Annotated in this window: 21 protein-coding genes; 6 read left to right on the forward strand and 15 right to left on the reverse strand. The window is 71.7% G+C overall.

The window, feature by feature from the left end:
* Positions 1-48: 48 nt before the first annotated feature.
* The gene (locus ACFV57_RS35665; protein ID WP_385240985.1) at positions 49-570 is read right to left on the reverse strand and encodes a DUF1203 domain-containing protein; all 522 of its coding nucleotides are present in this window, start codon (positions 568-570) and stop codon (positions 49-51) included.
* Between the two features lie 65 nt (positions 571-635).
* A complete protein-coding gene (locus ACFV57_RS35670) occupies positions 636-1,226 on the reverse strand; it encodes a Uma2 family endonuclease (protein ID WP_385240988.1) in 591 nt (196 codons plus the stop codon).
* Between the two features lie 136 nt (positions 1,227-1,362).
* On the opposite strand from ACFV57_RS35670, the gene pepN reads away from it, so the two are divergent.
* Positions 1,363-3,939, forward strand: coding sequence for an aminopeptidase N (gene pepN, locus ACFV57_RS35675; RefSeq protein WP_385240991.1), 2,577 nt, complete (start codon positions 1,363-1,365; stop codon positions 3,937-3,939).
* A 121-nt stretch (positions 3,940-4,060) separates the two neighbouring features.
* Here pepN and alc read toward each other — a convergent pair whose 3' ends face one another.
* The 7 genes from alc to ACFV57_RS35710 form a co-directional block, all read right to left on the reverse strand.
* On the reverse strand, positions 4,061-5,218 hold the full coding sequence (gene alc / locus ACFV57_RS35680) for an allantoicase (RefSeq protein WP_385240994.1): 1,158 nt from the start codon (positions 5,216-5,218) through the stop codon (positions 4,061-4,063).
* 120 nt (positions 5,219-5,338) lie between these two features.
* Positions 5,339-6,319, reverse strand: a complete 981-nt coding sequence (locus ACFV57_RS35685; RefSeq protein WP_385240998.1) for a LysR family transcriptional regulator — start codon at positions 6,317-6,319, stop codon at positions 5,339-5,341.
* Positions 6,320-6,393: 74 nt separating this feature from the next.
* The gene (locus ACFV57_RS35690) at positions 6,394-7,368 is read right to left on the reverse strand and encodes an acyl-ACP desaturase (RefSeq protein WP_385241001.1); all 975 of its coding nucleotides are present in this window, start codon (positions 7,366-7,368) and stop codon (positions 6,394-6,396) included.
* A 199-nt stretch (positions 7,369-7,567) separates the two neighbouring features.
* The gene (locus ACFV57_RS35695; RefSeq protein WP_385241004.1) at positions 7,568-7,810 is read right to left on the reverse strand and encodes a hypothetical protein; all 243 of its coding nucleotides are present in this window, start codon (positions 7,808-7,810) and stop codon (positions 7,568-7,570) included.
* Positions 7,811-7,952: 142 nt separating this feature from the next.
* The gene (locus ACFV57_RS35700; protein ID WP_385241007.1) at positions 7,953-9,686 is read right to left on the reverse strand and encodes an alpha-L-fucosidase; all 1,734 of its coding nucleotides are present in this window, start codon (positions 9,684-9,686) and stop codon (positions 7,953-7,955) included.
* Positions 9,687-9,814: 128 nt separating this feature from the next.
* The gene (malQ, locus tag ACFV57_RS35705; protein ID WP_385241010.1) at positions 9,815-11,929 is read right to left on the reverse strand and encodes a 4-alpha-glucanotransferase; all 2,115 of its coding nucleotides are present in this window, start codon (positions 11,927-11,929) and stop codon (positions 9,815-9,817) included.
* A complete protein-coding gene (locus ACFV57_RS35710) occupies positions 11,929-12,246 on the reverse strand; it encodes a hypothetical protein (protein ID WP_385241013.1) in 318 nt (105 codons plus the stop codon). The genes malQ and ACFV57_RS35710 overlap by 1 nt, the downstream gene beginning before the upstream one ends.
* Positions 12,247-12,990: 744 nt before the next feature.
* On the opposite strand from ACFV57_RS35710, the gene ACFV57_RS35715 reads away from it, so the two are divergent.
* Complete coding sequence (locus tag ACFV57_RS35715; protein WP_385241106.1) at positions 12,991-16,221, forward strand: beta-N-acetylglucosaminidase domain-containing protein; 3,231 nt, start codon at positions 12,991-12,993, stop codon at positions 16,219-16,221.
* Positions 16,222-16,304: 83 nt separating this feature from the next.
* Here the strand turns inward: ACFV57_RS35715 and ACFV57_RS35720 are convergent, their stop codons facing one another.
* Positions 16,305-16,841 carry an HNH endonuclease gene (locus ACFV57_RS35720; RefSeq protein ID WP_073761385.1) on the reverse strand — a complete coding sequence of 179 codons (537 nt, stop codon included), beginning with the start codon at positions 16,839-16,841 and terminating at the stop codon, positions 16,305-16,307.
* Positions 16,842-17,118: 277 nt separating this feature from the next.
* Between ACFV57_RS35720 and ACFV57_RS35725 the strand changes: the two genes are divergently transcribed.
* Positions 17,119-18,186, forward strand: a complete 1,068-nt coding sequence (locus tag ACFV57_RS35725) for a mechanosensitive ion channel family protein (protein ID WP_385241017.1) — start codon at positions 17,119-17,121, stop codon at positions 18,184-18,186.
* Positions 18,187-18,271: 85 nt separating this feature from the next.
* Here the strand turns inward: ACFV57_RS35725 and ACFV57_RS35730 are convergent, their stop codons facing one another.
* The 5 genes from ACFV57_RS35730 to ACFV57_RS35750 are packed head-to-tail and all read right to left on the reverse strand — an operon-like array spanning position 18,272 to position 22,085.
* Entirely contained in the window at positions 18,272-18,772 is a 501-nt protein-coding gene (locus ACFV57_RS35730) for a hypothetical protein (RefSeq protein ID WP_385241020.1), read from the reverse strand.
* Positions 18,773-18,803: 31 nt separating this feature from the next.
* The gene (locus tag ACFV57_RS35735) at positions 18,804-19,418 is read right to left on the reverse strand and encodes an SUKH-3 domain-containing protein (protein WP_385241023.1); all 615 of its coding nucleotides are present in this window, start codon (positions 19,416-19,418) and stop codon (positions 18,804-18,806) included.
* A 3-nt stretch (positions 19,419-19,421) separates the two neighbouring features.
* On the reverse strand, positions 19,422-19,808 hold the full coding sequence (locus ACFV57_RS35740; RefSeq protein ID WP_385241026.1) for a YwqJ-related putative deaminase: 387 nt from the start codon (positions 19,806-19,808) through the stop codon (positions 19,422-19,424).
* Positions 19,809-19,811: 3 nt separating this feature from the next.
* Positions 19,812-20,273, reverse strand: coding sequence for an SUKH-3 domain-containing protein (locus tag ACFV57_RS35745; protein WP_385241029.1), 462 nt, complete (start codon positions 20,271-20,273; stop codon positions 19,812-19,814).
* A 21-nt stretch (positions 20,274-20,294) separates the two neighbouring features.
* Positions 20,295-22,085, reverse strand: coding sequence for a YwqJ-related putative deaminase (locus ACFV57_RS35750; RefSeq protein ID WP_385241032.1), 1,791 nt, complete (start codon positions 22,083-22,085; stop codon positions 20,295-20,297).
* Between the two features lie 200 nt (positions 22,086-22,285).
* On the opposite strand from ACFV57_RS35750, the gene ACFV57_RS35755 reads away from it, so the two are divergent.
* From ACFV57_RS35755 to ACFV57_RS35765, 3 genes are read left to right on the forward strand one after another with little or no spacing between them, the layout of a single operon-like run.
* Complete coding sequence (locus ACFV57_RS35755; RefSeq protein WP_385241109.1) at positions 22,286-22,843, forward strand: (2Fe-2S)-binding protein; 558 nt, start codon at positions 22,286-22,288, stop codon at positions 22,841-22,843.
* Positions 22,840-23,856, forward strand: a complete 1,017-nt coding sequence (locus ACFV57_RS35760; protein WP_385241035.1) for an FAD binding domain-containing protein — start codon at positions 22,840-22,842, stop codon at positions 23,854-23,856. Before ACFV57_RS35755 ends, ACFV57_RS35760 begins: the two co-directional genes overlap by 4 nt.
* On the forward strand, positions 23,853-25,967 hold the full coding sequence (locus tag ACFV57_RS35765; protein WP_385241038.1) for a xanthine dehydrogenase family protein molybdopterin-binding subunit: 2,115 nt from the start codon (positions 23,853-23,855) through the stop codon (positions 25,965-25,967). The genes ACFV57_RS35760 and ACFV57_RS35765 overlap by 4 nt, the downstream gene beginning before the upstream one ends.
* Positions 25,968-26,048 lie beyond the last annotated feature (81 nt).

A 26,048-nucleotide genomic window follows, 5' to 3' on the forward strand; every position in this document is an offset into this window, starting at 1 on the left:
GCCCGTACGGAATCTCCGTACGGGCCCCGGCGCGTTCGCGTCCCTCCCCTACGGCCGCCGCACCTCGAACTGGAAGCACCCGTACTCCAGCGCGCGGACGTGCACCAACGCCACGTCCGGCTGCGCGAACGCCTCCGCGAAGGCCGCGTCGAACCCGGCGCCCGCGTCCTCAGGGATCTCGAAGAACCGCCCGCCGACGATGTGCCCGTCCGCGTCGTAACGCCGCAGCGTCCGCAGGGCCCCCGGCCGCGCGAAGGGGTATCCAGGGCGGCTGGCCTCCGGCCCGCCGCACTCCCCGGCATGAATGAACACCGGCCCGCACTCGTCGTAAGCCCCCGGCCGGGCCCAGCTCTCCTCGGCCCACCGCCGCAGCGGCGCATACGAGACGAGCGCGACCCGCTCGCCTTCCTCGATACCCCGCAGACAGCACCGCAGCGGGCTGCCCACACTGTCCACGTGATCGCTCGCACCCCCGGCGGCGAACGGCTCCACGGCCCGCCCGGAGTCGTCCGAGACGCGCAGTTCCTTGAGGGCCGCTTCGGGGATGGGGAGAGGTGTGTACGTCGTCATAAGTACAGGGTGGACAGGCATCCGGCCCGTTTCCGGCGGAAATCGGACGCCGAGCTGACGCGGGTCTACGGCAGCTTCGGCGGATACGGTTTGAACCGTGTGGTGTCGACGGCGAACGAGAACGGTTCGGGCAGCGGCACCGGGTCGCCGAACCGGTAGGGGTCCACCCGGCGGTAGGTCAGGTGGTCCGGCTCCGAGTACAGCTCGATCATGCATTCGTTGGGGTCGATGAGGAGGTAGAGCGGGATGCGGCTCATCGCGTACCAGAAGCGCTTCTTGGTGTAGTCGCTGTCCCGGTCCGAGGAGACGACTTCCACGACGAGGTCGACGCGGTCGGCGGGGAGGGGGTTCGGGTTGCCGCGGACGGCTTCCTCGGTGGTGATCGTGAGATCGGCCTTGGGCTCGAAACTGGAAATTTCCGAGATGAGCGCCTGCTCGGGCAGCACCATCCTCCCCTCGCCGATCATCTGCGCGGTGAGCAGGGCAACGATGTAGTTGTGGAACGGTGCTGCCGACGCCTGCATAACGATCTTTCCGTCGATGAGCTCGATCTTGAGCTGGTCCAGCTCGGGGATCTTCTCCAGAAAGCGCAGCAGCTCGTGGCCCTTCTCGGCCCGCATGATGTCCTCAACAGTGTCGTGATGCATCAGGGTCATCGCGGCGCCTCCTTTCAGCCGGAGCGTAAGGCCGGCGTCCGCCCGGAAATCCACGATATCCATCGATGCCCACGATCGGGTGATCACCCGCCGCGTGGAAGGATGGGAAAAAGTCCGAAGCGAAGGAGATGAACGGGTGCCTGGCACGAATCTGACCCGCGACGAGGCGCAGCGGCGGGCGCGGCTGCTGAGCGTGGACGCGTACGAGATCGATCTGGACCTCTCCGGCGCGCAGGAGGCGGGCGAGGGCGGCACCTACCGGTCGGTGACGACGGTGCGGTTCGACGCCGCCGAGGCGGGTGCGGAATCGTTCATCGACCTGGTGGCGCCGACCGTGCACGAGGTGGTGCTCAACGGTGCGTCCCTGGACCCGGGCACGGTGTTCCGGGACTCCCGGATCGCGCTGCCGGGGCTGCTGGCGGGCCGTAACGAGCTGAAGGTCGTCGCGGACTGCGCGTACACCAACACCGGCGAGGGCCTGCACCGCTTCGTCGACCCCGTCGACCAGCAGGCGTACCTCTACACGCAGTTCGAGGTGCCGGACGCCCGCCGGGTGTTCGCCAGCTTCGAGCAGCCCGACCTGAAGGCGACGTTCACCTTCACCGTCAAGGCCCCCGAGGGGTGGACGGTGATCTCGAACTCGCCGGCGCCCGAGCCGCGGGACAACGTGTGGCGGTTCGAGACGACGCAGCGGATCTCCACCTACATCACCGCGCTGATCGCCGGCCCGTACCACAGCGTGCACAGCACCTGGGAGGGCGAAGGGCGCTCGGTGCCGCTGGGCATCTACTGCCGTCCGTCGCTGGCCGAGTACCTGGACGCGGACGCGATCTTCGAGGTCACCCGGCAGGGCTTCGACTGGTTCGAGGAGAAGTTCGACTACGCGTACCCGTTCGCCAAGTACGACCAGCTCTTCGTGCCGGAGTTCAACGCCGGCGCGATGGAGAACGCGGGCGCGGTGACCATCCGCGACCAGTACGTCTTCCGCTCGAAGGTGACCGACGCCGCGTACGAGGCGCGCGCCGAGACGATCCTGCACGAGCTGGCGCACATGTGGTTCGGCGACCTGGTCACCATGGAGTGGTGGAACGACCTGTGGCTGAACGAGTCGTTCGCCACCTACACCTCCATCGCCTGCCAGGCACACGCGCCGGGCAGCCGCTGGCCGCACGCCTGGACCACGTTCGCCAACTCGATGAAGACCTGGGCGTACCGGCAGGACCAGCTGCCCTCCACGCACCCGATCATGGCCGAGATCCGCGACCTGGACGACGTGCTCGTCAACTTCGACGGCATCACCTACGCCAAGGGCGCGTCCGTCCTCAAGCAGCTCGTCGCCTACGTCGGCATGGACGAGTTCTTCCAGGGCGTCCAGGCGTACTTCAAGGCGCACGCCTTCAAGAACACCCGCCTGTCCGACCTGCTCGGCGCGCTGGAGGAGACCAGCGGCCGGGACCTGAAGACCTGGTCGAAGGCGTGGCTGGAGACGGCCGGCATCAACATCCTGCGCCCGGAGCTCCAGCTCGCCGAGGACGGCACGATCGCCTCCTTCGCCGTACGCCAGGAGGCCCCCGCGCTGCCGGCCGGCGCCAAGGGCGAGCCGGTGCTGCGCCCGCACCGCATCGCCATCGGCTGCTACGACCTCAAGGACGGCAAGCTCGTCCGTACGAACCGGATCGAGCTGGACGTGGACGGCGAGCGCACCGAGGTGCCGTTCCCCGAGAACACGCCCCGCCCGGCCGTCATCCTCCTCAACGACGACGACCTGTCGTACGCGAAGGTCCGGCTGGACGAGGACTCGCTGCGCGTCGTCACCGAGCACCTGGGCGACTTCACCGAGTCGCTGCCGCGCGCGCTGAGCTGGGCCTCGGCGTGGGACATGACGCGCGACGGCGAGCTGCCCACCCGCGAGTACCTGGAGCTGGTGCTGTCGGGCATCACCAAGGAGTCCGACATCGGCGTCGTGCAGTCGCTGCACCGGCAGGTGAAGCTGGCGCTCGACCTGTACGCGGCTCCGGCCTGGCGCGAGACCGGCCTGGCCAAGTGGACCGAGGCCACGCTGGAGCAGCTGCGGGCCGCGGCCCCCGGCAGCGACCACCAGCTCGCCTGGGCCCGCGCGTTCGCCGCCGCGGCCCGTACCGACGCACAGCTGGACCTGCTCCAGGGCCTGCTGGACGGCACGCAGGAGATCTCCGGCCTGGCCGTGGACACCGAGCTGCGCTGGGCGCTGGTGGAGCGGCTGGCCGCGACCGGCCGCGCCGACGAGAAGACCATCGAGGCGGAGCTGGAGCGCGACCGCACCTCGGCGGGCCAGCGGCACGCCGCGGCGGCGCGGGCGTCCCGGCCCACCGCCGAGGCGAAGGCGGAGGCGTGGGCCTCGGTCGTCGAGAGCGACAAGCTGCCCAACGCGGTGCAGGAGGCCGTGATCGGCGGCTTCGTCCAGACCGACCAGCGGGAGCTGCTGGCCCCGTACGCGCAGAAGTACTTCGCCGCGGTCAAGGACGTCTGGGACAGCCGCAGCCACGAGATGGCGCAGCAGATCGCGGTCGGCATGTACCCGTCCCTCCAGGTCTCCGAGGCGACCTTGGAGGCCACCGACGCCTGGCTCGCCTCGGCCGAGCCGAGCGCGGCCCTGCGCCGCCTGGTGACGGAGTCCCGCTCCGGCGTCGAGCGCGCACTGAAGGCACAGCGGGCGGACGGGGCGGCCGCGTAGCCGTACGGCCCCGGCATGGGTGACGCCCGGCGGACGGCGCGCGACGCGCTGCCGTCTGCCGGGCGGGCCGGCCGGCTGCCGGGCCCCGCTCCCCTCCCGCGGGCCCCGTCGCCGGGTGGGCTCAGTCGTTCAGCTCGTCGAAGCGGCGTACCAGTTCGGCGCGGCCCTCGTCGGTGAGGTCGCCGTGCAGGCGCATCCGGGCGAGGCCGCCGTCGGGGAAGACGTCCAGCCGTACGTGCGTGGCGGTGACCGGGCGCGGGAGCGCGAAGCGGTGCGGGGTGTCGGGCTGGAGCTTCGTCCGCGGCAGGATCTCGGACCAGGACGCGTCGTCGGCCGGGTCGGCGGTCCGCGCGTCGCATCCGTAGAGGGCCGCCCAGCCCGCCGAATTGCCCTTCAGGTACGCGGTGTCGATCTCGACGGCGCGTATCTCGCCCTGCGCGGCGAGGCGGAACCGTACCCAGTCGTTGGTGTCGCGGACCCGGCGGCGGCGGTTCTCCCAGCCGTCGTCCATCTTGCGGGACAGGTCGGGCTGGATGATCTGCGCGGGCGAGGAGTAGAAGCGGTCGGAGGCGTCCTCGACGACACCGCCGTTCATGACGGACGCCAGGTCGACGGTGCCCAGCACGTCCAGCCACGCCGGGTCGGGCACGACCTCGCCGTGCACCCGCAGCCGGGCGACGCCGCCGTCGGGGTGCTGCTTGAGGCGCAGGTGGGTGAAGCGGCGTTCGGCGCTCACCGCGAAGCCGTTGGCGGCGTGGCCGCGGACGGGCGTACGGGGGACGATCTCCTCCCACTTCACGTCGCCGGCGAGCAGGTCCTCGGGGCTCGGGCTGCCGGCCACGGAGGTGGCCTCGACGGTGATCTGCTGCGGATAGTTGCCGCGGAAGTGGGCGGTGTCGACGACGACGCCGCGGATGACGCCCGGGGCGGCCAGGCGGATCAGCGCCCAGTCGTGCTCGTCGTCGGCGGGGAAGGGGTGCGTGCCGTCGGCCCCGCGCCGCCGCCGGGTCTCCCAGCCGTCCATGATCTTGCCCTTGTGGCCGAAGCGCTCCGGGTCGAAGACCGCGGGGCCGGGCTTCAGCAGGTTCTCGCGCTCGGCGAAGAACTCGTCGTTCGCGGCGATCACACCGGCGCCGAAGCGGCGGTCGGCGAGGTCGACGAGCGAGGTGAAGGGGAAGTCCCCGCCGCGGTAGTCCGCGTACGGATCGCCGCCGCCGTACGGAGCGGCGTCGTTGGCGTGCGGGTCGGTGGAGGAGGCAACGGCCGGGGTGGTGGTCATCTCTGCCCTTCGGTGAGGGGGTGACGCGGACTCCTCGACGATTGCAGGGACGTTTACTCCAGGTCTATCGAAAGTTTCTGGAGGTTAGGTTCAGAAAAACTGAATGCTTCCGCAGGGTGGTCACCGGTCGTCGTCGGCTGCCCCGTCGGGCCGTACGGCCAGGCCCTCGGCCACCCGCCGGAGCGCCGCCAGCACCCGGGCCGGCCCCGGCGCCCCCTCCGCACCGCGCCGCGCCGCCGCCACGACATGCCGCCGCGGCTGGTCGGCCCGCAGCACCCGCACCGCCACCCCGGACCGCGCCGCGGTACCGCCGCCGCGCCCCGGCCCGCCCCGGCCCCGTACGCCCGACATCGCCATCCGGGGCACCAGCGCCACCCCCATGCCCGCGCCGACCATGGCCAGGATCGCGTCCCAGTCGGCGGCGGCGTGCGCCCGCTCCGGCACGAAACCGGCGTGCTCGCACGCGGTGGTGGTGATCTGCGACCAGGGCCCGCTGCTCCCGAAGATCCACCGCTCGTCCGCCAGGTCGGCCAGCCGCAGCCCCGGCTCGTCCGCCAGCGGGTGCCCGGCGGGCAGCGCCACGTCCAGCGGGTCGGCGAGCAGCGAGAGCCGGGTGAACTTCGGGTCACGCGGCGTCGGCGCGTGCGCGGCGAGCGAGAGGGCCAGGTCGACACTGCCCTCGGCGAGCAGTTCGTACGCCTCGGCCGCCTCCGCCTCCCGTACGGACACGTGGAGCCCGGGGTGCGAGTGGCGCAGCTCCCGTACGGCGGGGACCACCAGCGCGGGGATCGACGTGGAGAACGCGCCGACCCGCACCTCCCCCGCCTCGCCCTGGAGGTAGCCGAGCAATTCGGCGTCCGCGCGCTCCAGTTGCGCGAAGACGGCCTCGGCGTGCCGCAGGACGAGGTGCGCGGCGTCCGTCAGGCGTACGCGCCGGCCGTGCGCCTCCAGGAGCGTCACCCCGAGCTGCCTGGCCAGCCCGGTCAGCTGCTGCGAGACCGCCGAGGGCGTCAGGTGCAGCGCCTCGGCGGCAGCGGTGACCGTGCCCAGCTCATGGAGGGTGCGCAGGATACGCAGCTTCTTGATGTCCCAGTCGGCCATGCGGGCAGCGTACGCATCAGCCGGCCGGGGAACGGCGCCGTCCGGCGGGCCTCGCGGGCCGCCGAGGGTCCTCCCTAGCCCCGCGCCGCCCGGCGGGCCTCGCGGGCCGCCAGCCGCTCGTCGAACTTGCGCGCCTGGTCGTCCAGGCCGCCCATGAACAGCCCCAGCTCCTCCTGGGCCCGCAGCCCGGCCGGGCCAAGGCCGCCGATTTCCAGGACCTTCAGGTAGCGCAGCACCGGCTGGAGGACGTCGTCGTGGTGGATGCGCAGGTTGTAGATCCCGCCGATCGCCATCCGGGCCGCGGCGCGCTCGAAGCCGGGCATGCCGTGGCCCGGCATGCGGAAGCCGGTGACCACGTCCCGTACGGAGCACATGGTCTGGTCGGGCGCGAGCTCGAAGGCCGCGGCGAGCAGGTTCCGGTAGAAGACCATGTGCAGGTTCTCGTCGGTGGCGATGCGGGCCAGCATCCGGTCGCAGACCGGGTCGCCGGAGTGGTGGCCGGTGTTGCGGTGCGAGATGCGGGTCGCCAGTTCCTGGAAGGCGACGTAGGCGATGGAGTGCAGCATGCTGTGCGCGTTGTCGGACTCGAAGCCCGCCGACATGTGCGCCATGCGGAACCGCTCCAGCTCGACCGGGTCCACGGCCCGGCTGGTGAGCAGGTAGTCCCGCATGACGATGCCGTGCCGCCCCTCCTCCGCCGTCCAGCGGTGCACCCAGGTGCCCCAGGCGCCGTCGCGCCCGAAGAGGGTGGCGATCTCGTGGTGGTAACTGGGCAGGTTGTCCTCGGTCAGCAGGTTGACCACCAGGGCGATCCGCCCTATGTCGGTGACCTTGGACTGCTCGGGAGCCCACGCTTCGCCACCCATGACGCCGTCGAAGTCACGGCCGTCGCTCCAGGGCACGTACTCGTGCGGCATCCACTCCTTGGCGGCCTTCAGGTGCCGGTTGAGCTCCTTGTCGACGACCTCTTCGAGGGCGTACAGCAGCCGGGTGTCGCTCCATGCGGCGTGGCCGCGCTCTCCGGCATGACGGTCGGGGGCGATGGTCACGGGGACTCCTGGGGACGGGGGGTACCTACGGCTCCGTAGGTTACGCCATCGTAGGTTAGGCCCAGGTGAAAACAACCCATCGGCGGAATCCCGGCCTCCGGGGGCGGCGCAGGGCATTGACGTACCACGCAAAAGAGGGCGCCCGCCGGTTCTCACGAACCTGCGGGCGCCCTCGAAGAGGCGTGGGACGAGCCCTGGATCAGCCCTTGGGCTGCTTGCGGGACTTGTCACCGGCCATGACCAGTCCGGCGATGACCAGGAAGAGGACGATGGGAGCGGCGACATAGAGGCCGAGCGTCTGGACGACACTCAGGCCCGGACCCGGGTCGTCACCATCGTCGCGGGTGAGCGCGAACGCGGGGGACGACATCAGCAGCATCAGCGCGGTGCCGGCCGTGATGGTTCCGGCGCGCAGGGCGTTCTTCTTGACCAGATTGCTCACAAGGTCAACGTATCGGACGCCTTTCACCCTCGCGCGCCCGGGGTCGCCTAATGGCTGACTCGACGGCTCCGGGGCCAGGTCAAGACCGGGACCGGGCCGACAGGGCCAGGTCAGGGCCGGACCGGGCCGGGACAGGGCCAGGTCAGGGCCGGGACCGGTGGGCCGTCACCGGTTTCAGGTGCGGGGCGGCGCGCGACGCGAGGACCCGTACGCGTACGGCGTCGGCGGTCACCGGCGCGGGCAGCGCCAGGATGCGGCGATGGCCGACGGTCGTCCCCCCGGCGATCCGCCGCCACGTCCCGCCGGACCGCGCCTCGACGGCGAACCGTTCCACCCGCTGGCCGTACCGCAGGTCCTCGCCGAGCCCGACCCGGTCGAACGTGACGCCTTCCGGCCGCGCGGCCGGGACCCGGCCGCCCTCCAGGAGGTCACGGCCGTACGTCTCCCGCACGGCCCGCCCGAAGCCGGTGAGCGCGGCCACGTCCGCCGCTTCGATCCGGCCGCCGCGCCCCGGCGGCACGTTGAGCAGCAGCGACGCGTTGCGGCCCACGCTCTTCTCGTACAGCTCCAGCAGCCGGGCGGGCGCCTTGGGCCGCTCCCATGGGTGGTGGAACCAGCCCGGCCGGATCGAGACGTCCGCCTCCGCCGGATACCACTGGAGGTACCTGGTGGTGGGCGCGAGGAGCTTGGCGCGGGAGCCGATGTCGGCGTCGGTGGAGTCGTTGGGCAGGCCGCCGGACAACACCGACCGGGGATCGACGGCGGACGGGGTCACGCTCCACTCCGTCTCGCGCGCCACGCCCTTCTCGTTGCCGACCCAGCGCACCCCCTGCGGCCCCTGGAAGACGACGGTGCGCGGCGAGAGGCGGCGGATCGTCTCGAACCACTGGCGCACCCCGTACTTCTGGGTGATACCGGCGTCCGCCCAAGGGTTCGCGCCGTCCAGCCACAGTTCCTCGATCGGACCGTACTGGGTCAGCAGTTCGTAGACCTGGTTGAGGTAGTAGGCGTCGTAGTCGTCGGCGCGGACGGTGAAGGAGGGCAGGCGGCCGTCGCGTACGGCGTCGGCGCGGTCGTCGCCGGGGACGAGGGCGGGGAGGGTGCGCTCGGTGACCGCGCTGCCGTTGCCGAAGCGGCCCAGCCCGGCCGGAGCCCGGCCGCGGTCCTCCAGGGCGACCCGCTCGGGCAGGCTCAGCGGCCTGCCCTCGGACTGCTTGCGCCGGATCTCCTCGACCCAGCGCGCGTGCCAGGCGTGCGGCAGTTCGGCGCCGTCGGACGGGGAGAGGTAGAGGCCGACCTTGAGCCCGGCCTCGCGGGCGGCCCGCACGTACGCGCCGACGACGTCCGGCTTCCCCGGACTGGCCAGGACGGTGTGCGGGGTGTAGCGGCTGGGATAGAGCACGAAGCCGTCGTGGTGCTTGACGGTGAGCATGACCTGCTCGGCGCCCGCCGCCCGGTACGCGCGCATCCACTGGCCGGCATCGACGCGCGGCGGCGCGAACCACTTCGGGTCCTCGGTCCCGGAGCCCCATTCGCGGCCGGTGAAGGTGTTCATGCCGAAGTGCGTGAACGCGGTGACCTCCCGCTCCTGCCAGGCGCGCTGGGCCGCCGTCGGCACGGTGTTGGCGGCCTTCCCGATGACCCGGGCCGGGGTGTCGCACGGCTCGACGGTCATCTGGGAGGCGGGGCGTACGGGGCCGTGGCAGGCGCTCGCGGCGGCAGTCCGGTGGACGGACGCGAGGTGACCGGCCGGGGTGGGCCGCCCGCCGGCAGCCGAGGCCTGGGGCGGGGCAAGCGGGGCCCATGGAGCGAGGGCGGCGGTGACGGTGAGCGCGAAGACGGTGCGCAGGCGGGCGCGCGGGCCTCTTCCTGCCATGGTTCCCTCCAACTCCCCGACCTCGATTGGTCGGATCTCTGGATGGCGTCCACGGCATGGTGCCGTACGGCAGGAGCGACCGGAAGACCGGCGCAAGCAGCCCGCCCTTCCGTCCGCACCCGCCCCATCTACCGCCGCAGCGTGCGCAGTTCGCTCATCAGCGTGTGCAGCCGGGGGGACGCGGCGATCTCCTCCAAGGACAGCGGGCGCCCTTGCGGATTGGTGACCGGCAGTCGCCAGTTCGGATATTCGTCCCATGTCCCCGGGAGGTTCTGCGGGCGCCGGTCCCCCACCGCGTCCGGCAGCCACACCCCGATCATGCGGGCGGGCGTGCGCAGCAGATAGCGGTGCAGTGCCCTGACCGCCGCCTCCTCACTGCCCCGCCCCTCCGGCAGCAGCCCCAGCCGGTGCAGCAACTCCAGCCACTCACCGACCTCGACCGCCTCCGCCGCCCGCTCCTCCTGGAGCGGGCGGTCCAGCAGCCCGAGGCCGTGGCGGAGTTCGGCGTGCTGCCCGGTCAGCCTGGCCGCCGTACTGGGCAGGTCATGGGTGGTGACGGTGGCCAGGCAGTCCGCACGCCAGGTCTCGGGCGGCAGCGGCCGTGCCACCGCCTTGCTGTAGTCGCGCTCGAACCACAGCACGGACGTGCCGAGCACGCCCCGCCCGGCCAGCTCCGTACGCACCACCGGCTCGACCGTCCCGAGGTCCTCGCCGATGACGGTGGCGCCCGCGCGGTGCGCCTCCAGGGCGAGGACGGAGAGCATCGCCTCGGCGTCGTACCGCACGTACGCGCCCTCCGTCGGCGGCCGGCCCTCCGGCACCCACCACAGCCGGAACAGGCCCATGACGTGGTCGATGCGCAGGGCGCCCGCGTGCCGCAGCATGCCGCGCAGCAGTCCGCGGAACGGGGCGTAGCCGCGGTCGGCCAGCGCGTCCGGCCGCCAGGGCGGCAGGCCCCAGTCCTGGCCGCGCGAGTTGAAGGCGTCGGGCGGCGCGCCGACGGACATGCCGGCCGCGAAGGCGTCCTGCTGCGCCCAGGTGTCGGAGCCGGAGGGGTGGACGCCGACGGCCAGGTCGTGCACCAGCCCGATGCCCATCCCGGCCTCGCGCGCGGCGCGCTGGGCGGCGGCGAGCTGCTGATCGGTGAACCACGCGAGCCGGCAGTGGAAGTCGATCCGGTCCAGCAGGGAGCTGCGCATCCGGGCCGTACGGGCGGAGCGCGGGTCGTCCAGGCCGGCGGGCCAGCCGCGCCAGTCGGACCCGTACCGCTCGGCCAGCGCGCACCAGGTGGCGTGGTCCTCCAGGCTCGTGCCCTGCTCGGCGAGGAAGTCGCAGTAGGCGGCGCGGCGGCCGGGGCTCAGCGGCACCTTCCAGAGCAGTTCCAGCGCTTCCCTCTTCAGTTCCCACACGGCGTCCCGGTCGATCAGCGCACCCTTGCGCAGCACCGATTCGCGCAGCTTGTGGGCCCGTACGAGCAGCGCGTCGACCCGGCCGCGGGCGTGGCCTTCGAGGTAGCCGAACTCGGGGACGTCCTCGATGCGCAGGTGGACGGGGTCGGGGAAGCGGCGGGAGGAGGGGCGGTACGGGGAGGGGTCGGTGGGCGCTCCCGGCACGGCCGCGTGCAGCGGGTTGATCTGCACGAACCCGGCGCCGAGCGCGTGCCCGGACCAGGCGGCCAGGTCGGCGAGGTCGCCCAGGTCCCCCATGCCCCAGGAGCGGCCGGAGAGCAGGGAGTAGAGCTGCACCATGAAGCCGTGGGTGCGGCCGGGCGGCGCGGGCATCCGGTCGGGGGCGACGATCAGGTGGGCGCGGGCGGAACGGCCGTCGGGCGTGTGCGCGCGCAGGGTGTGGATGCCCAGGGGGAGGCGGCCCACATGGCCGCCGGGGCCTCGGGCAGGGGTACGGGGTTCCTGCGCGGCCTCCGGTCGCCCTCCGGGGTCCGGCCCCCAGTCGAGCACCTCGCCCGACTCGGTCTCCACCCGCAGGGCGGTGCCCTCGGGCAGGCGGGACAGCTTCGGGGGGCGGCCCGGGCGCACCACGACGGTGGGCGGCAGCAGGGCCCGGCCGGCGCCGTGGTCGTACGCCTCCAGTGCGGCGCGTACGGCGTGCGGGGTCGAGGCGTCGACTCCGAGCGCGGCGAGGACGGCGACGACGGTGTCGTCTGCGACGTGTTCGGTGCGTCCCGGCGCGGGCTCATAGGACGTGCACACGCCGTGCAGACCGGCGAGCCGCGGTCGGCCCATCAGACCTCCATGGACTCCGTGCCCAGGCCGGCCGCGGTGGGCTCGCTGGTCAGCGGCAGCTCGGCGGCGATCGGGGACTCGCTGGTGAGCGGGGCGGCGTCGGCGAGCGGGGGCTCGCTGGTCAGGGGCGGTTCGCAGAAGCAGAGCGAGCCGGAGCCGTCCAGACCGGAGTCGGGGTCGGACACCCCGTCGAACAGATCGGGCTCGACGGGCTTGTCCGGCTGGGTTTTCTCCGGCTCCGAGGGTTTGACGCGCTCTGCCGGGTACTCGGGGGCGGACGACAGAGCGTCGAGAAGAAGCTGAGCGGACGCGGCCACGGAGGGCCTCCCGTTCGTCGGTAGTGGGACACGACCTGCCCTACCCACTCCGGGCGGTCGCAGACGTACCCATTCAACCAACGTGGCCCAGGTCACACATCCCTCGTGCAGGCGATTTGCCGGTGGCGGGCGGATGACGGCGCAGGGATGCCGACCGGACGGGCGTTCCGGAGGAAGTCCTTCGGGGTGGCGGTGACCCCTGCGTCCCCGGGTGAGGCGTGGTGCGCGGCAGAGCGCCCGGCCGCCCGGCACTCCCCCGACGCGCCCGAAGACCCGCCCCCGGAACACGCCGCGACACGCCGGTCACACAGGGCAAACCCGGCACTTCGCCTACTGCCGTTGACACCCTCACCGCTGAGTGGTGGGCTCACTGCCGAAGGCTTGTCCGGCGGGGTTCCACGGGGTACGAGGCCCCCGCCGCGGCAGCCGACTCAGGGGCGCGCGGCCGCGGGGCGGCCGGGCAGCGGTCCACCGGTGCGGCACCGGTCGGCCGGTGCGCAGGAATACGGGGACTGAGGAGAGACCGTGCGAATCCGGAGCGGCGTTCGAAACGCCGGATGGATCGGCAGGCAGGGCGAGGGGACCGGCGGCACGTTCCGGGCCGGGGACGGGAGCGGGACCGCAAGCGGTGCCGGGAGCGGGAGTACACCTCCGGGTGACGCCCGGAACATCCGTACGCACCCGGACCCGACCGGGGACACCGACGCCCACCTGACCGGACCCACCAGCATCGGCACCGGCAGCATCGGCCGCTTCGGCGCCGTACGGGCCGGGGCCCGCGCGCGGGTCGCCGGGGCCACCGCCCTCGCCGCCGCCGTCATCGGCGGGCTGCTCGGGGGCACCGCCCCCGCCCAGGCGGCCCCTGCCGACCCGGCCGTCGGCACTCCCGACCTGCCCGGCCAGTCCGACGGGAGCGGCGGCACCGGCCGGACCGTCGCCGCCGGGCAGCCGCCCGCCGTGTGGCCGCGCCCGCAGTCGATGCGGTCGCTCGGCGCGTCCGTACCGCTGGGCGACGAGGCCACGCTCGTCGCCGCGCCGGACTCCGATCCGTACGCCCTGGACGCGCTGCGCACCCTGCTGAGCGGCGCCGGGGTCCGTACGGTCCACGAGGCCGCCCCGGGGCAGGCGCTGCCGGGCAAGGGCCCGGTGTTCCGCGTCGGCGGCCCGGACGCGGAGTCCGCGCTACGCGCCCTGCGGGCACCCGGCCGCGGGGACCTGCCCGCCGGCGGGTACCGCCTCGCGGTCGGCGAGGCCTCGGGCCGGGACACCGTCGCGCTGGACGGCGTCGGCCCGGACGGCCTCTTCCACGCGGTGCAGACGCTGCGGCAGCTGATCGTGGAACGCGCCGAGGACGACGGCAAGGGCACCGCCGACGGCTCGGGCAGCGGCTCGGGCTCCGGCTCCGGCAAGAAGGGCGCCGGCGGCGGCAAGGAACTCGCCTCCGTGGCCGTACGCGACTGGCCGGGCACCACCGTCCGCGGCATGACCGAGGGCTTCTTCGGCCGCCCCTGGACCCGCGCACAGCGCCTGGCCCAGCTGGACTTCCTGGGCCGTACGAAGCAGAACCGCTACCTCTACGCACCCGGCGACGACCCGTACCGCCAGTTCCGGTGGCGCGATCCCTACCCGGCCGCGCAGCGCGACGACTTCCGCGCGCTCGCCGAGCGGGCCCGCGCCAACCACGTGACGCTGGGCTGGGCCGTCTCCCCCGGCCAGGCCATGTGCATGTCCTCCGAGGACGACCTGAAGGCGCTGCGCCGCAAGGTGGACGCGATGTGGGCGCTGGGCGTGCGCGCCTTCCAGCTCCAGTTCCAGGACGTCAGCTACAGCGAGTGGCACTGCGACGCGGACGCCGACGCCTTCGGTTCCGGACCCGAGGCCGCCGCCAAGGCGCACGCCAAGGTGGCGGACGCGCTCGCCGACCACCTCGCCAAGGCTCACCCCGAGGCGGCGCCGCTCACGCTCATGCCGACCGAGTACTACCAGGACGGCTCGACCGCCTACCGCAAGGCGCTCGCCGCGGCGCTGTCCGAGCGGGTCGAGGTGGCGTGGACCGGCGTCGGGGTCGTGCCCCGTACCATCACCGGCGGCGAACTGGCCGAGGCCCGCGAGGTGTTCGGCCACCGGATGGTCACGATGGACAACTACCCGGTCAACGACTACGCGCAGGACCGTATCTTCCTCGGCCCCTACACGGGCCGCGAACCCGCCGTCGCCACCGGCTCCAGCGCGCTGCTGGCCAACGCCATGGCCCAGCCCACCGCGTCCCGCGTCGCGCTGTTCACCGCGGCCGACTACGCGTGGAACCCGCGCGGCTACCGCCCCGGCGCCTCCTGGCAGGCCGCCGTCGACGACCTCGCCGGCGGCGACGCCGCCTCCCGCGCCGCCCTGCACGCCCTGGCCGGCAACGACGCCTCCTCGGTCCTGGGCACCGACGAGTCCGCGTACCTCAAGCCCCTGATCGAGGCGTTCTGGAAGACCCGCGCCGCCGCCACCAACAGCGGCGGCCGGGACGACGACGAGCGCTACGCCAAGGCCGCCGCCCGGCTGCGGGCCGCGTTCCACACGATGAGCGGCGCACCGGAGCGCCTCGCCCCCGGTCTCGCCAACGAAGTGCGGCCCTGGGCCCGCCAGTTGGCGCGGTACGGCTCGGCGGGCGAACGTGCCGTGGACATGCTGGTGGCGCAGGCCCGCGGGGACGGCTCCGCCGCCTGGACCGCGCAGCGTGCCGTCCAGGACCTGCGCAAGAAGATCAAGAAGAGTCCGGCGACGGTCGGAAAGGGCGTTCTGGGGCCCTTCCTCGACCGCGCGATGACCGAGTCCGACGCATGGACCGGTGCCCGCTCCGACACCGCCCCGCCCGCGGCCGAGGACGTCCACCCCACCTCCCTGACCGTCCCCTTCGGCCGCCCCCGCCCCCTCACCGCGCTCACCTCGCTCACCGAGCCGAGCCCGGCCGCGGCCGCCGTCTCCGTGGAGGCGCACGTCCCCGGCGAGGGCTGGCGCCGCCTCGGCGGCCTCTCCGGCACCGGCTGGACACAGACCGAGGCCCGCGGCCTGAAGGCCGACGGGGTCCGACTGGCCTGGAAGGACGGCACCACCGCGCCGTCCGTGCACTCCTTCACCCCGTGGTTCGCCGACACCCCGGCGGCGGGCCTGGAACTCTCCCGCGACGCGATCGACGCCGACACCGGCGGCACCTTCTCCGTGGACGCCCGGATCTTCTCCCGCCGCCCCGCCGACGTGGAGGGCAAGCTCACGGCCAAGGCCCCCGAGGGCTTCACCGTACGGGCACCGGAGCACGTCACGGCCCCGCGCGGCGGCACCGCCACCGCCCGCATCCAGGTCACGGTCCCCCGGGACGCCAAGACCGGCACGTACGAGATCCCGGTCACCTACGGAGACCAGAAGCAGACCCTGACCGTCCACACCTACCCGCCCACCGCGGGCCCCGACCTCGCCCGCGGCGCCGCGGCGACGTCCTCCGGCGACGAGACGCCCGAGTTCCCGGCCGGGGCCGCCACCGACGGCGACCCGAAGACCCGCTGGTCCTCCCCCGCCCAGGACGACGCCTGGCTCCAGTTCGCGCTGTCGCGCCCCACCCGCCTGGGCCGCCTCGTCCTGAACTGGCAGGACGCCCACGCGTCCGCCTACCGCGTCCAGGTCTCCGCGGACGGCGTCACCTGGCGCACGGCGGCCACCGTCCGCGACAGCGAGGGCGGGCGCGAAACCGTCCGCATGGACGCCGAGGACGCCCGCTTCGTCCGCATCCAGGGCGACAAGCGCGCGACCCGCTTCGGCTACTCACTGTGGGGCGTGGAGGCGTACGCGGTGAAGGGCTCGGACAAGCCCGCTCCGCCACCCGCCGAACACCCCGGCGGCCCCCACCCGGGCACGCCCGCCCGGCCGGGCTCCCCCGAGGACGTACCCGAAGGCGCGCGCTCGGCCCACCAGGCGTGGCCGGCCGGCGGCTAGCAGGTGCCGGGCCCGGGTCCCCGACCCGGGCCCGGACTCCGCCCGGACCCGGTCGGAGGCACCCCCTACACAAAAACCCGGACCTATGCCGATACGGCATCGATCCGGGCCAGCGCGTCATCCGCCCCGTACGGCTGCAGATATGGCAGCCATTGGGGGTCCCTATGCCCCGTGCCGATGATCCGCCAGGCCAGGCCCGACGGCGGCGCGGGCTGATGCCGCAACCGCCAGCCGATCTCGGCGACGTGCCGGTCGGCCTTGACATGGTTGCAGCGGCGGCACGCGGCGACGACGTTCTCCCAGGTGTGCTGCCCGCCACGGCTGCGCGGAACGACGTGGTCGACGCTGGTTGCGACGCCACCGCAGTACATGCACCGCCCGCCGTCCCGGGCGAAGAGGGCACGGCGGGTCAACGGGACGGGGCCGCGAAAGGGCACCCGCACGAACCGCTTGAGGCGGACCACACTCGGGGCGGGCATCACACGGGTCGCGCTGTGCATCAGGGCGCCGGACTCCTCAAGGCTGACGGCCTTTTCGTTCAGGACGAGGATGAGCGCGCGGCGGAGCGGTACGACGCCGAGCGGCTCGTACGACGCGTTGAGGACCAGGACATGCGGCACGGGTGCCTCCTTGTACGCCGGCGGCGCGTGGCTCGCGCCGGGACGATCTCTCCACAGTGTCCCCCGGTGCCTGGTCGGAGCGCCACCATCACCGGGTAACGGGTCCGAGGTGTTTTCGACCACACGCCTTTACTTCCCCCCAAACAGACCCGTAATTGGTCCGGTCACTCTCGAACACCGGCGCGGACCGCCTCCGTTGCCCCGTTAGTGTGGTTGGTCTGCCCCGGGCACGGTCCGTCCCGACCCGGGTCTGCTGTCCCACACGGAGGTTCCTGCTGTGTTCTGGTCCGCTTCCCCAGCCGCCACGCCGCCCGGCCCACATCGCCGGGCGTCGCTCGACGACGCCACGGAAAAGGCCACCAACGCCGCCGGATGGGTGGAGGAGAACTGGGCGACCTGGCTCACCTCCGCCCTGCAGATCGCGCTGATCATCGTCATCGCCGTCATCCTGCGTCATGTGATCCGGCGTACGATCACCAAGCTCATAGAGCGGATGAACCGCACCGCGACGGCCGCCCAAGGCACCGCGCTGGGCGGGTTCCTGGTCAACGCCGAGCGCCGCCGGCAGCGCTCCGAGGCCATCGGCTCGGTCCTGCGCAGCGTCGCCTCGTTCGTCATCATGGGCACCGCGGCCCTGACGGTGCTGTCCGTCCTCAAGATCAACCTGGCTCCGCTGCTGGCCAGCGCCGGCGTCGCGGGCGTCGCCATCGGCTTCGGCGCCCGCAACCTGGTCACCGACTTCCTCTCCGGCGTCTTCATGATCCTGGAGGACCAGTACGGCGTCGGCGACGAGATCGACGCGGGCGTCGCCACCGGTACGGTCGTCGAGGTCGGCCTGCGCGTCACCAAGCTGCGCGGCCCCAACGGCGCCATCTGGTACATCCGCAACGGCGAGGTCAAGCGCATCGGCAACCTCAGCCAGGGCTGGTCCACCGCCACCGTCGACGTCATGATCGCCCAGGACCAGGACCTGGACCGCGCCCGCGAGATCATCACGACCGTCGGCGAGGAGATGTCCAAGGCCGAACCCTGGAACGAACAGCTCTGGGAGGCCGTCGAGGTCCTCGGCCTGAGCGAGGTCCACCTCGACTCCGTCACCATCGGCGTCTCCGCCAAGACCATGCCCGGCAAGGCCCCCGGCATAGAGCGCGAACTCCGCTGGCGCATCAAAAAGGCCCTCGACGCCGCCGGCATCACCCTGGCCCCCCGCCCCCTGCCCGACACCCCCGGCGAAACGCCCCCCGACCCTTCCGCCGCCGTATCGGCCCCGTCGGCCCTCGCCAGCCCGACGTCTCCGCAGTCGCTGGCGACTACGCCTATACCGCCGCCGAATTTGGGGAAGTAGCCACCCACACCCAAAACGCCGCCCCGAACCGAAGTCTGGTTCGGGGCGGCGTCGCGTGAATGGGGATGCCCCCTCTTTCCTGGTATCAGGACTCCGGCATCAGGAAGTCGTAATAGCCGGTCGGCCCAGTAAGTACAGCCTGGAAGTACAACGGCTCCCCATCACTATCCAACGGGACCTCATGACCGGCGACGCGCGTAAAGCCCAGAGAGAGCTGGGGGACATACGCGTAGAGCGTCTCGTCCAGAACGGTGAGCCCCATTTCCTGCAGACGTTCCAGGAGTTTCCGGGCGGGCGTACGGAAGACGTCGATACCCCGGAAGCGCACGGTGATCTGCTCGGGGCCAGGACGCGGAATCCACACCTCGGCCGCCGTGAGCGTCTCACCGTCCTCGAAATGGAACACGACCTCGAACTGCGGGTGCAGCACGGTGGCCTTCATATGACGAACAGGATCGGCGGCTCCCTCGTCCTGAACCCTGACCTGCCCCCACTTCGCAGCCGCGGCCTTGACGGCTTGCGCCGTCGTGCCGAGCGGAAAACCGGTGATACCGTGCGGCGGTTCCAGCTCGATGTCCATCGTCATGACCCGGTGGCTCCTTCCCGTACCCGCTCTCTCACCCGAAGACGCTGCGCACCTCGGCGACGGAGCCCGCGCCCTCGGCGGTAGTCGCCACCACCGTCGCGCCACCATCGGTTCCCGGTGGTCCCGAATCGTCCTCCATCCGCTCCCACGTCCCGTCCTCCCGCACCCGCCGCGGCCGACGTCCCTCGATCAGTACGGTCAGCCCGTCGAGCACCGAATCGCCGAGGTACCACCAGCCCCCGTGGTTGACCATGAAGAGACGGCTCTCTTCGTCCACGGCCAGCAGGGACTCCTCGCCGTGGATGCCCAACGGAAACGTGCGGCAGCCGATCCGAGCACCGAACTCGTGGAACGTCTGCGACGCGTGGCGGCCCTCGCGCGGATCGATGGAAATCCCACGCAGGGCAACCTCCACGCCCGCCCCGTAGGCGACCGACTCCAGACCGTGAAATGCGCGCAAGGCGCGCTCAGCAGCAGGAAACAGCTCCCACTCCATGCCTGCTCGGGCACCGACTGTGCTGACCGTTTCCAGAATCGCCAGCAGCGCTTCCGATCCGGCATCCCGCGCCGGATGCCAGCCCGCATCGGCAAGTACCGCAACCGCGCTGCGCGCGGCGTCACCCGTACGTACCTGCCCTTCGTTCACCTTCTACGCTCCGATGAACTCGATGCCCAGTTCGGTCAACAGCTTTCTGCAGGCAGAACATGGGGCCGTCGACTGACCGTGTTCCGGGTCCCCGTGTTCGCGGATCTTCTTGGACACCATGGCGGAGCCGGCGAAGTGCGGCGCAGCATCAGCAAGAGTGAGCGGAGCGCCGGGGCTCCCCGCGTCGAGCCCCCACAGCTGGTCGGAAACGAGGGCGGACTCCGCGCAGTATCCGAGGAACGGTTCCCGGTCTTCCACCGGCAGGCGATCGAAGAAGTCCCGTACCGCTGGGTGCAGCTTGGGATCGCCGTCGCCGGCGAGGTTGGTGTGACTGAACACCTTCCCCTGCACCAGCAGTGACGACGCCGTACCGGGAATCAATCCTGACATGATCTAGCCCAATCCTTGATAGTTGTTCACCAGCCAATTCGCGAAAGCCTCGCGCTCATCATTTCCGAGGAAATAGCTGTCGGACCAGTGGTGATAGTAGAAGCGCCCGGATTCATCTATCAGGATACTCGCCGACTCAGGCTCATCGTACCCGACACGAAACAGTCCGACGCCCAGCTCCTCGGACAGTTCGGCGATATCCTCGAAGTCACCCTCGTGTCCTCCCGCAGGGTTCGTCTCCAATACCCAGTCAGCTTTTCTCGGGTGCCGGAGCTCCAACAGTCCGTAAGAAACCAGAAATCGCTTCGCGACCTCGAACACCGGAGCAGGGTGGCCGTCGTCCTCGGCCTGCTGAACGGCATCCTCGATGAAGTCCGGGATTCGGTCGGAGATATCCCTTTCGGGCGTCCATCCGTTGTCGCGGAGCCACTGGTCGATGTCGTATTTCGATTTTCCGTCGGTCACGTCTCCCCCTCAGGACAGCAGTCAACGATGAGCGATGATGCCCAGCCTGTCCAGCATCGGCTGACAGGAGTCGCAGGGCTTCTTGTACGCACCGTGCGGCGTGTGCACGTACTTCTCTCTGGTGTCCGGATGTTTTCTGACATCATCTCCCAGCTGTCGGGTATGCATGACCCCTCCCTCCAGCGCCCGCCGGGCATCCTCAGGAGTTCTTATCTTCGTCCCGTCCGGGTCCATCTGGTGCAGGCGGTCGGATATGAGCGACACCTCGGCACACTTTCCATGCCCGGCCGCAGGCTTCTCATCCATGTCCAAGAACCCTTGCTTCACATCGTCGAGAACCTGCTGCAACGCCGGGTGGGCCTTCGGATACTCCTGAGGCTGACCGCCTCCCGAATTCGGAGACCCAGATGCTTTCCGTCGCGTGGAGCTCGTGTGAGAGGTGATGATGCCATTATGCAGAAAGCTCCCTGAACAACCGTCCTTGCGATAGTCCTTTCCTGGAACATTGCTGTTCTGGTGTTTCGCGTCCCGGGCCTCGTCCGCCAGCTTGACGGCCTCGTCCTCCAGATGGTTCAACTGGGTCGGCCGGTCCTCGCCCGAAACGTCGATGGGCTTACCACGATGGTGCCGCATCTGATCGGCGCTGTGTCCGTGCCACCAGGGATCGCGCGCACCGTCCCCGCTCCCGCCGGTCTTTCCTTTCCCCGGCGGACGGCCTCCCCCGCCGCCCCCCGCTCCGGGAGCCTTCGGGTCCTTCGTCCCTCCCTTGCCGAGCCCGGTGAAGTGGTCGGCGAGGCCCTTGTCGTTGTCCTTGTGGTTCTTGGCCATCTGTTTGACGCCGCGGGTCATGTTGTCGTCGAGGTGTTTGGCGGACTTCTTGACGGCGTCTTCGAGGCCGTCGACGACCTTGTCGAGCATCGTGTTGGCGGCATCGGCGATGGCGTCTTTGCCGCGGGTGCGGCTGTGGTGGGACTTGGCGCGGCCGATCTTGCCGCCCGCATTGTTGCGGAAGTGGCCGCCGGCGCTCTGCAGGCCGGTGACGGCCTTGTCGTGGGCGTCGTGGTCGAAGGTGAAGCCGCCGCTGCCGGAGCCTCCGCCCGCACCGCCACCACCACCGCCCGCGCTCAGGAGTTGCATGGGGCTGCCCGCGGCGTCCTTGGCGCCCTGGACGCCCTGGCCGAAGCCCTCCTTGCCCGCCTTGGCGGTCCGGCCCAGGTCGACGCCGTCCTTGACGCCCAGCGCGTTGGCGCCGAGCTGGACGACCAGGTCGCCGACCATCGCGCCCAGGGCCTCTTCGACGGGGGTCAGGGCGATGCTGACGACCTGTTCGGCGACCTGCTGGCAGACCTCCTTGAACAGGCGCTTGACGATGACGCGGGTGGCCTGGGTGGCGCCCAGTGCGCCGAGTTCGGACAGGCCGAAGGTGAAGGGGGCGGCGGCCTGGGCGGCGATGACCTCGGCGGCCAGGATGCCCAGCTGGACGATCGCGCCGAGTTTGGCGCCCTCGATGAGGACGGCCACACCGTCCAGCGCGGTGGCGGCCAGCTCACCGCACTGGGCGAGCTTCGTCAGATGGGTACCGTTGATCTTGTCCCAGTGGGCGTTCAGCGCCTCGGCCGCCTGGCCCCCGCCCGCCGAGGAGACCAGCGCCTGCACCGCCTCATGGGCCTGGCCCGCGCCGTCCTTGATGTCCCCGGCGAACTCCCGCATGGCCGTCGCCATCTCGCGGTAGTCGTCCTCGTCGACGTTCGGCCACGACACCCCGATGATGTCGAGGACTTCGTCCGCCCACCCCGGCAGCACGACACCCATGCAGAACACGCCCCCCGTTGAGCACAACCGAACACACTGGTAACAGTCCGAAAGACGCTGCCATCTGGGCAAACGGTTCTTCAAGAGAGGAACGAGCCGACCTCTTCGGCGAGTTTGGCAGGTTCATGATTACAGTACCGTCCCCCTCTTCACCTGTATGCAGTCGTTTACCGCCCCTTTCCGTGGTGACTCGGCTGACCATGGAGACCGAGATCAGGCTGCACGTCGACGGGCAGGCGTACGAGGTGACGGTGGATACGCGTACCACCGTGCTCGACGCGCTGCGGGAGCGGCTGGGGATCACCAGTCCCAAGAAAGGGTGCGATCACGGGCAGTGCGGCTCGTGCACCGTGCTGCTGGACGGGCGGCGGGCGACGACCTGTCTCGCGCTGGCCGTGTCGTACGACGGGGCCGAGATCACCACGGCCGAAGGGCTGGGCGAGGACGGCGAACTGCATCCCGTGCAGCAGGCCTTCGTCGACCACGACGCGCTCCAGTGCGGGTACTGCACACCGGGGCAGGTGTGTTCGGCGGTCGGTGTGCTGCGGGAGGCGGCGCAGGGGTGGCCGAGTGCGGTCACCGAGGTGGGCGCGGAAGGGGGCGTCGCGCCGGATGCGCTGGGGCATGACGAGATCGCCGAGCGGATGAGTGGCAATCTGTGCCGCTGTGGGGCGTACGCGAACATCGTTCCGGCCGTCGCCGCCGCTGCGGCAACCGCTGCCGGGACCGCCGCCGAGGCCGAGGGAGCGAAGCGGTGAAGCCGTTCCGGTACGAGCGGGCCGCCAGCGCCGCCGGGGCCGTGGCCTCCGTGGCGGCGCACCCGGGGGCCGCGTTCCTGGGGGCCGGTACCAATCTCGTCGACCATCTGAAGCTCGGCATCGCCTCCCCCGACCTCCTGGTCGACGTCAGCAGGCTGCCCCTGGACCAGGTGGAGGAGCCGGCCGACGGCGGCCTCCGGGTCGGCGCGAACGTACGGAACGCCGACCTCGCGGCCCACCCCGCCGTACGCTCGCGCTATCCCGTCCTCTCCCAGGCCCTGCTCTCCGGGGCCTCCGGACAGCTCCGCAACCTCGCGACCACCGGCGGCAACCTCCTCCAGCGCACGCGCTGCGCCTATTTCCAGGACCCCAGCGCCCCCTGCAACAAGCGCGACCCCGGTTCCGGTTGCGCGGCCCTGGAGGGCTGGACCCGCTATCACGCCGTTCTCGGCGCCTCCTCGCACTGCGTGGCCGTGCACCCCTCCGACATGGCGGTGGCGATGACCGCCCTGGACGCGGTGGTCGTGACGCTGGGGCCGGACGGCGAGCGCCGGATTCCGCTCACCGAGTTCCACCGGCTGCCCGGCGACGCGCCGCACCGCGACACGGTCCTGCGGCACGGCGAGCTGATCACCGCCGTCGAGCTGCCCGCCCTGCCGTTCGCGGCCCGCTCCCGCTACCGCAAGGTGCGCGACCGCGCCTCGTACGCCTTCGCGCTGGTCTCCGTGGCGGTGGCGCTGGATCTGGAGGACGACGGCCGCACCGTACGGGAGGCGCGGATCGCGCTGGGCGGGGTCGCGCACAAGCCGTGGCGGGCCGAGCGCGCCGAGCGGGCGCTGCGCGGGCGGCCGGCCACCGAGGAGAGCTGCCGTACGGCGGCCGACGCCGAGACGTCCGGCGCGCAGCCGCTGCGGGACAACGCGTTCAAGGTTCCGCTGGTTCAGAACACGCTGGTCGCCGTCGTGCGCGATCTCGTACCGGAGACTCCGGCCCGCTTGGAGGGGACACGATGACGCATACGACCGAGCGCCGGGCCGTCGGCGCCGACCTGGAGCGCGCGGACGCCCGGGCCAAGGTGGCCGGCAAGGCCCCCTACGCCTTCGAGCACCCCGTCGAGAACCCCTGCTACGCGCACGCCGTGCTGTCCTCCGTCCCCCGTGGCCGCATCACGGCCGTCGACACCGGGGCCGCGTGCCGGGAGGACGGCGTCATCACCGTGCTGACGTACGAGAACGCCGAGCGGCTGGCGTCCACGGAGGACGCGGAACTGGCGATCCTCCAGGAGCCCGAAGTGGCGTTCCACCGGCAGATCGTGGGGGCGGTGGTCGCCGAGACGCCGGAGGTGGCACGGCACGCGGCCTCGCTCGTACGGATCACCTACGCCACCGAGCCGCACGAATCCGAGCTGAATCCGGACGAGAACGAGCTGTACCGACCGGAGTCGGCCAACGGTGGTGCAGAAACGGACAGCGTGCTGGGCGACCTGGACGCCGCCATGGAGGCGGCAGCGGCGGACCCGGACGCGGTGGCGCTGGACGAGACGTACGTGACCGCGATGACCCACTGCAACCCGATGGAGCCGCACGCGACGATCGCCGTGTGGCAGGGCGACGAGCTGACGCTGTACGACTCGTCCCAGAGCGTGCACGGGCACCGCGACATCCTGGCCGAGGTGTTCGGCCTCGACCGCGGCCGGGTGCACATGATCTGCCCGTACGTCGGCGGCGGTTTCGGCTCCAAGGGCGAGCCGCACGCCCACTCCGTGCTCGCCGCGCTGGCGGCGCGTGCGGTGCCCGGACGGCCGGTGAAGTTCGCACTGACCCGGCAGCAGATGTTCACCCTCGTCGGCTACCGCACCCCCACGTACCAGCGGGTACGTCTCGCGGCCGGCGCCGACGGGCGGCTGACCGGCATCGGCATGGACGCCGTCGAGCAGACCTCCCGCATCAAGGAGTTCGCCGAGCAGTCCGCCAACCCGACGCGGACCATGTACGCGGCGCAGCACCGGCGGACCACCCACCGGCTCGCCCACCTGGACGTGCCGGTGCCGTCCTGGATGCGGGCGCCCGGCGAGTGCCCCGGCATGTTCGGCCCCGAAGTGGCCATGGACGAACTCGCCGAACGCCTCGGCATGGACCCGGTCGAGCTGCGCATCCGCAACGACGCGCCGGTGGACCCGGAGTCCGGCAAGCCCTTCTCCAGCCGCAACCTGGTGGCGTGCCTGAAGGAAGGCGCCCGCCGCTTCGGCTGGCAGGACCGCGAGCCCCGCCCCGGGGTACGGCGGGACGGCCGCTGGCTGGTCGGTACGGGCGTCGCCTCGTCGGCCTACCCGGTCAACCGCGTGCCCGGCTCGGTCGCCGCCGTCGAGTACCTGGGCGAGGGACGCTACCGGGTGGACATCGCCGCGGCGGACCTGGGCACCGGCGCCTGGACCGTACTGGCCCAGATCGCCGCGGACCGGCTGAACGTCCCCCTCGACGCCATCGCCTTGCGCATCGGCGACACCGCTCTTCCGAAGGCGACCGTCGCGGGCGGCTCCTCCGGTACCGCGATGTGGGGTTCGGCGATCGTGGCTGCGGCGGAGGCCTTCCGTAAGCGCTACGGGCACGACCCGTCCGACGGCGACCGCTCCCAGGCCGAGACCCCCGCCAACCCGCACGCCGAACGCTTCGCGATGCACGCCTTCGGAGCCCAGTTCGCCGAGGTACGGGTGGACGCGGACACCGGCGAGGTACGCGTCTCCCGTCTCCTCGGCGTCTTCGCGGCCGGCCGCATCATCAATCCGCGCACCGCGCGCTCCCAGCTGATCGGCGGCATGACGATGGGCCTGTCCATGGCCCTCCACGAGGAAACCGTGACGGACCCGCGCTACGGCCTCCTCGTCAACCACGACCTGGCGAACTACCACATCACGGCCAACGCGGACGTCCAGCAGATCGAGGCCCACTGGATCGACGAGGACGACCCGTACGTCAACCCCCTCGGCGCCAAGGGCATCGGCGAAATCGGCATCACGGGGACGGCGGCGGCCGTCGTCAACGCGGTCCGGCATGCGACGGGGGTGCGGGTGCGGGAGGTGCCGGTGACGTTGGACAAGGTGCTGGCAGGGCTGGGGGGTCAGTAGCGGAAGGCGGGCCCCTTCACGGCCTCGACGAAGTCCGCCCAGGCGGGGGCGGGGAAGAGGAGGTGCGAGCCGTCCGGGCAC

Origin of the sequence: Streptomyces sp. NPDC059788, assembly GCF_042732265.1 — a bacterium.
GTDB lineage: Bacteria > Actinomycetota > Actinomycetes > Streptomycetales > Streptomycetaceae > Streptomyces.

What these genes read in the sequence shown, in the direction of transcription:
- ACFV57_RS35685 (WP_385240998.1), bottom strand. Translation starts at nt 6,319, where the DNA reads ATGGCCGACTGGGACATCAAGAAGCTGCGTATCCTGCGCACCCTCCAT.
- ACFV57_RS35750 (WP_385241032.1), bottom strand. Translation starts at nt 22,085, where the DNA reads ATGGGTGTCGTGCTGCCGGGGTGGGCGGACGAAGTCCTCGACATCATC.
- ACFV57_RS35700 (WP_385241007.1), bottom strand. Translation starts at nt 9,686, where the DNA reads ATGGCAGGAAGAGGCCCGCGCGCCCGCCTGCGCACCGTCTTCGCGCTC.
- ACFV57_RS35730 (WP_385241020.1), bottom strand. Translation starts at nt 18,772, where the DNA reads ATGACGATGGACATCGAGCTGGAACCGCCGCACGGTATCACCGGTTTT.
- ACFV57_RS35755 (WP_385241109.1), top strand. Translation starts at nt 22,286, where the DNA reads ATGGAGACCGAGATCAGGCTGCACGTCGACGGGCAGGCGTACGAGGTG.
- alc (WP_385240994.1), bottom strand. Translation starts at nt 5,218, where the DNA reads ATGACCACCACCCCGGCCGTTGCCTCCTCCACCGACCCGCACGCCAAC.
- ACFV57_RS35765 (WP_385241038.1), top strand. Translation starts at nt 23,853, where the DNA reads ATGACGCATACGACCGAGCGCCGGGCCGTCGGCGCCGACCTGGAGCGC.
- ACFV57_RS35665 (WP_385240985.1), bottom strand. Translation starts at nt 570, where the DNA reads ATGACGACGTACACACCTCTCCCCATCCCCGAAGCGGCCCTCAAGGAA.
- ACFV57_RS35670 (WP_385240988.1), bottom strand. Translation starts at nt 1,226, where the DNA reads ATGACCCTGATGCATCACGACACTGTTGAGGACATCATGCGGGCCGAG.
- ACFV57_RS35740 (WP_385241026.1), bottom strand. Translation starts at nt 19,808, where the DNA reads ATGTCAGGATTGATTCCCGGTACGGCGTCGTCACTGCTGGTGCAGGGG.
- malQ (WP_385241010.1), bottom strand. Translation starts at nt 11,929, where the DNA reads ATGGGCCGACCGCGGCTCGCCGGTCTGCACGGCGTGTGCACGTCCTAT.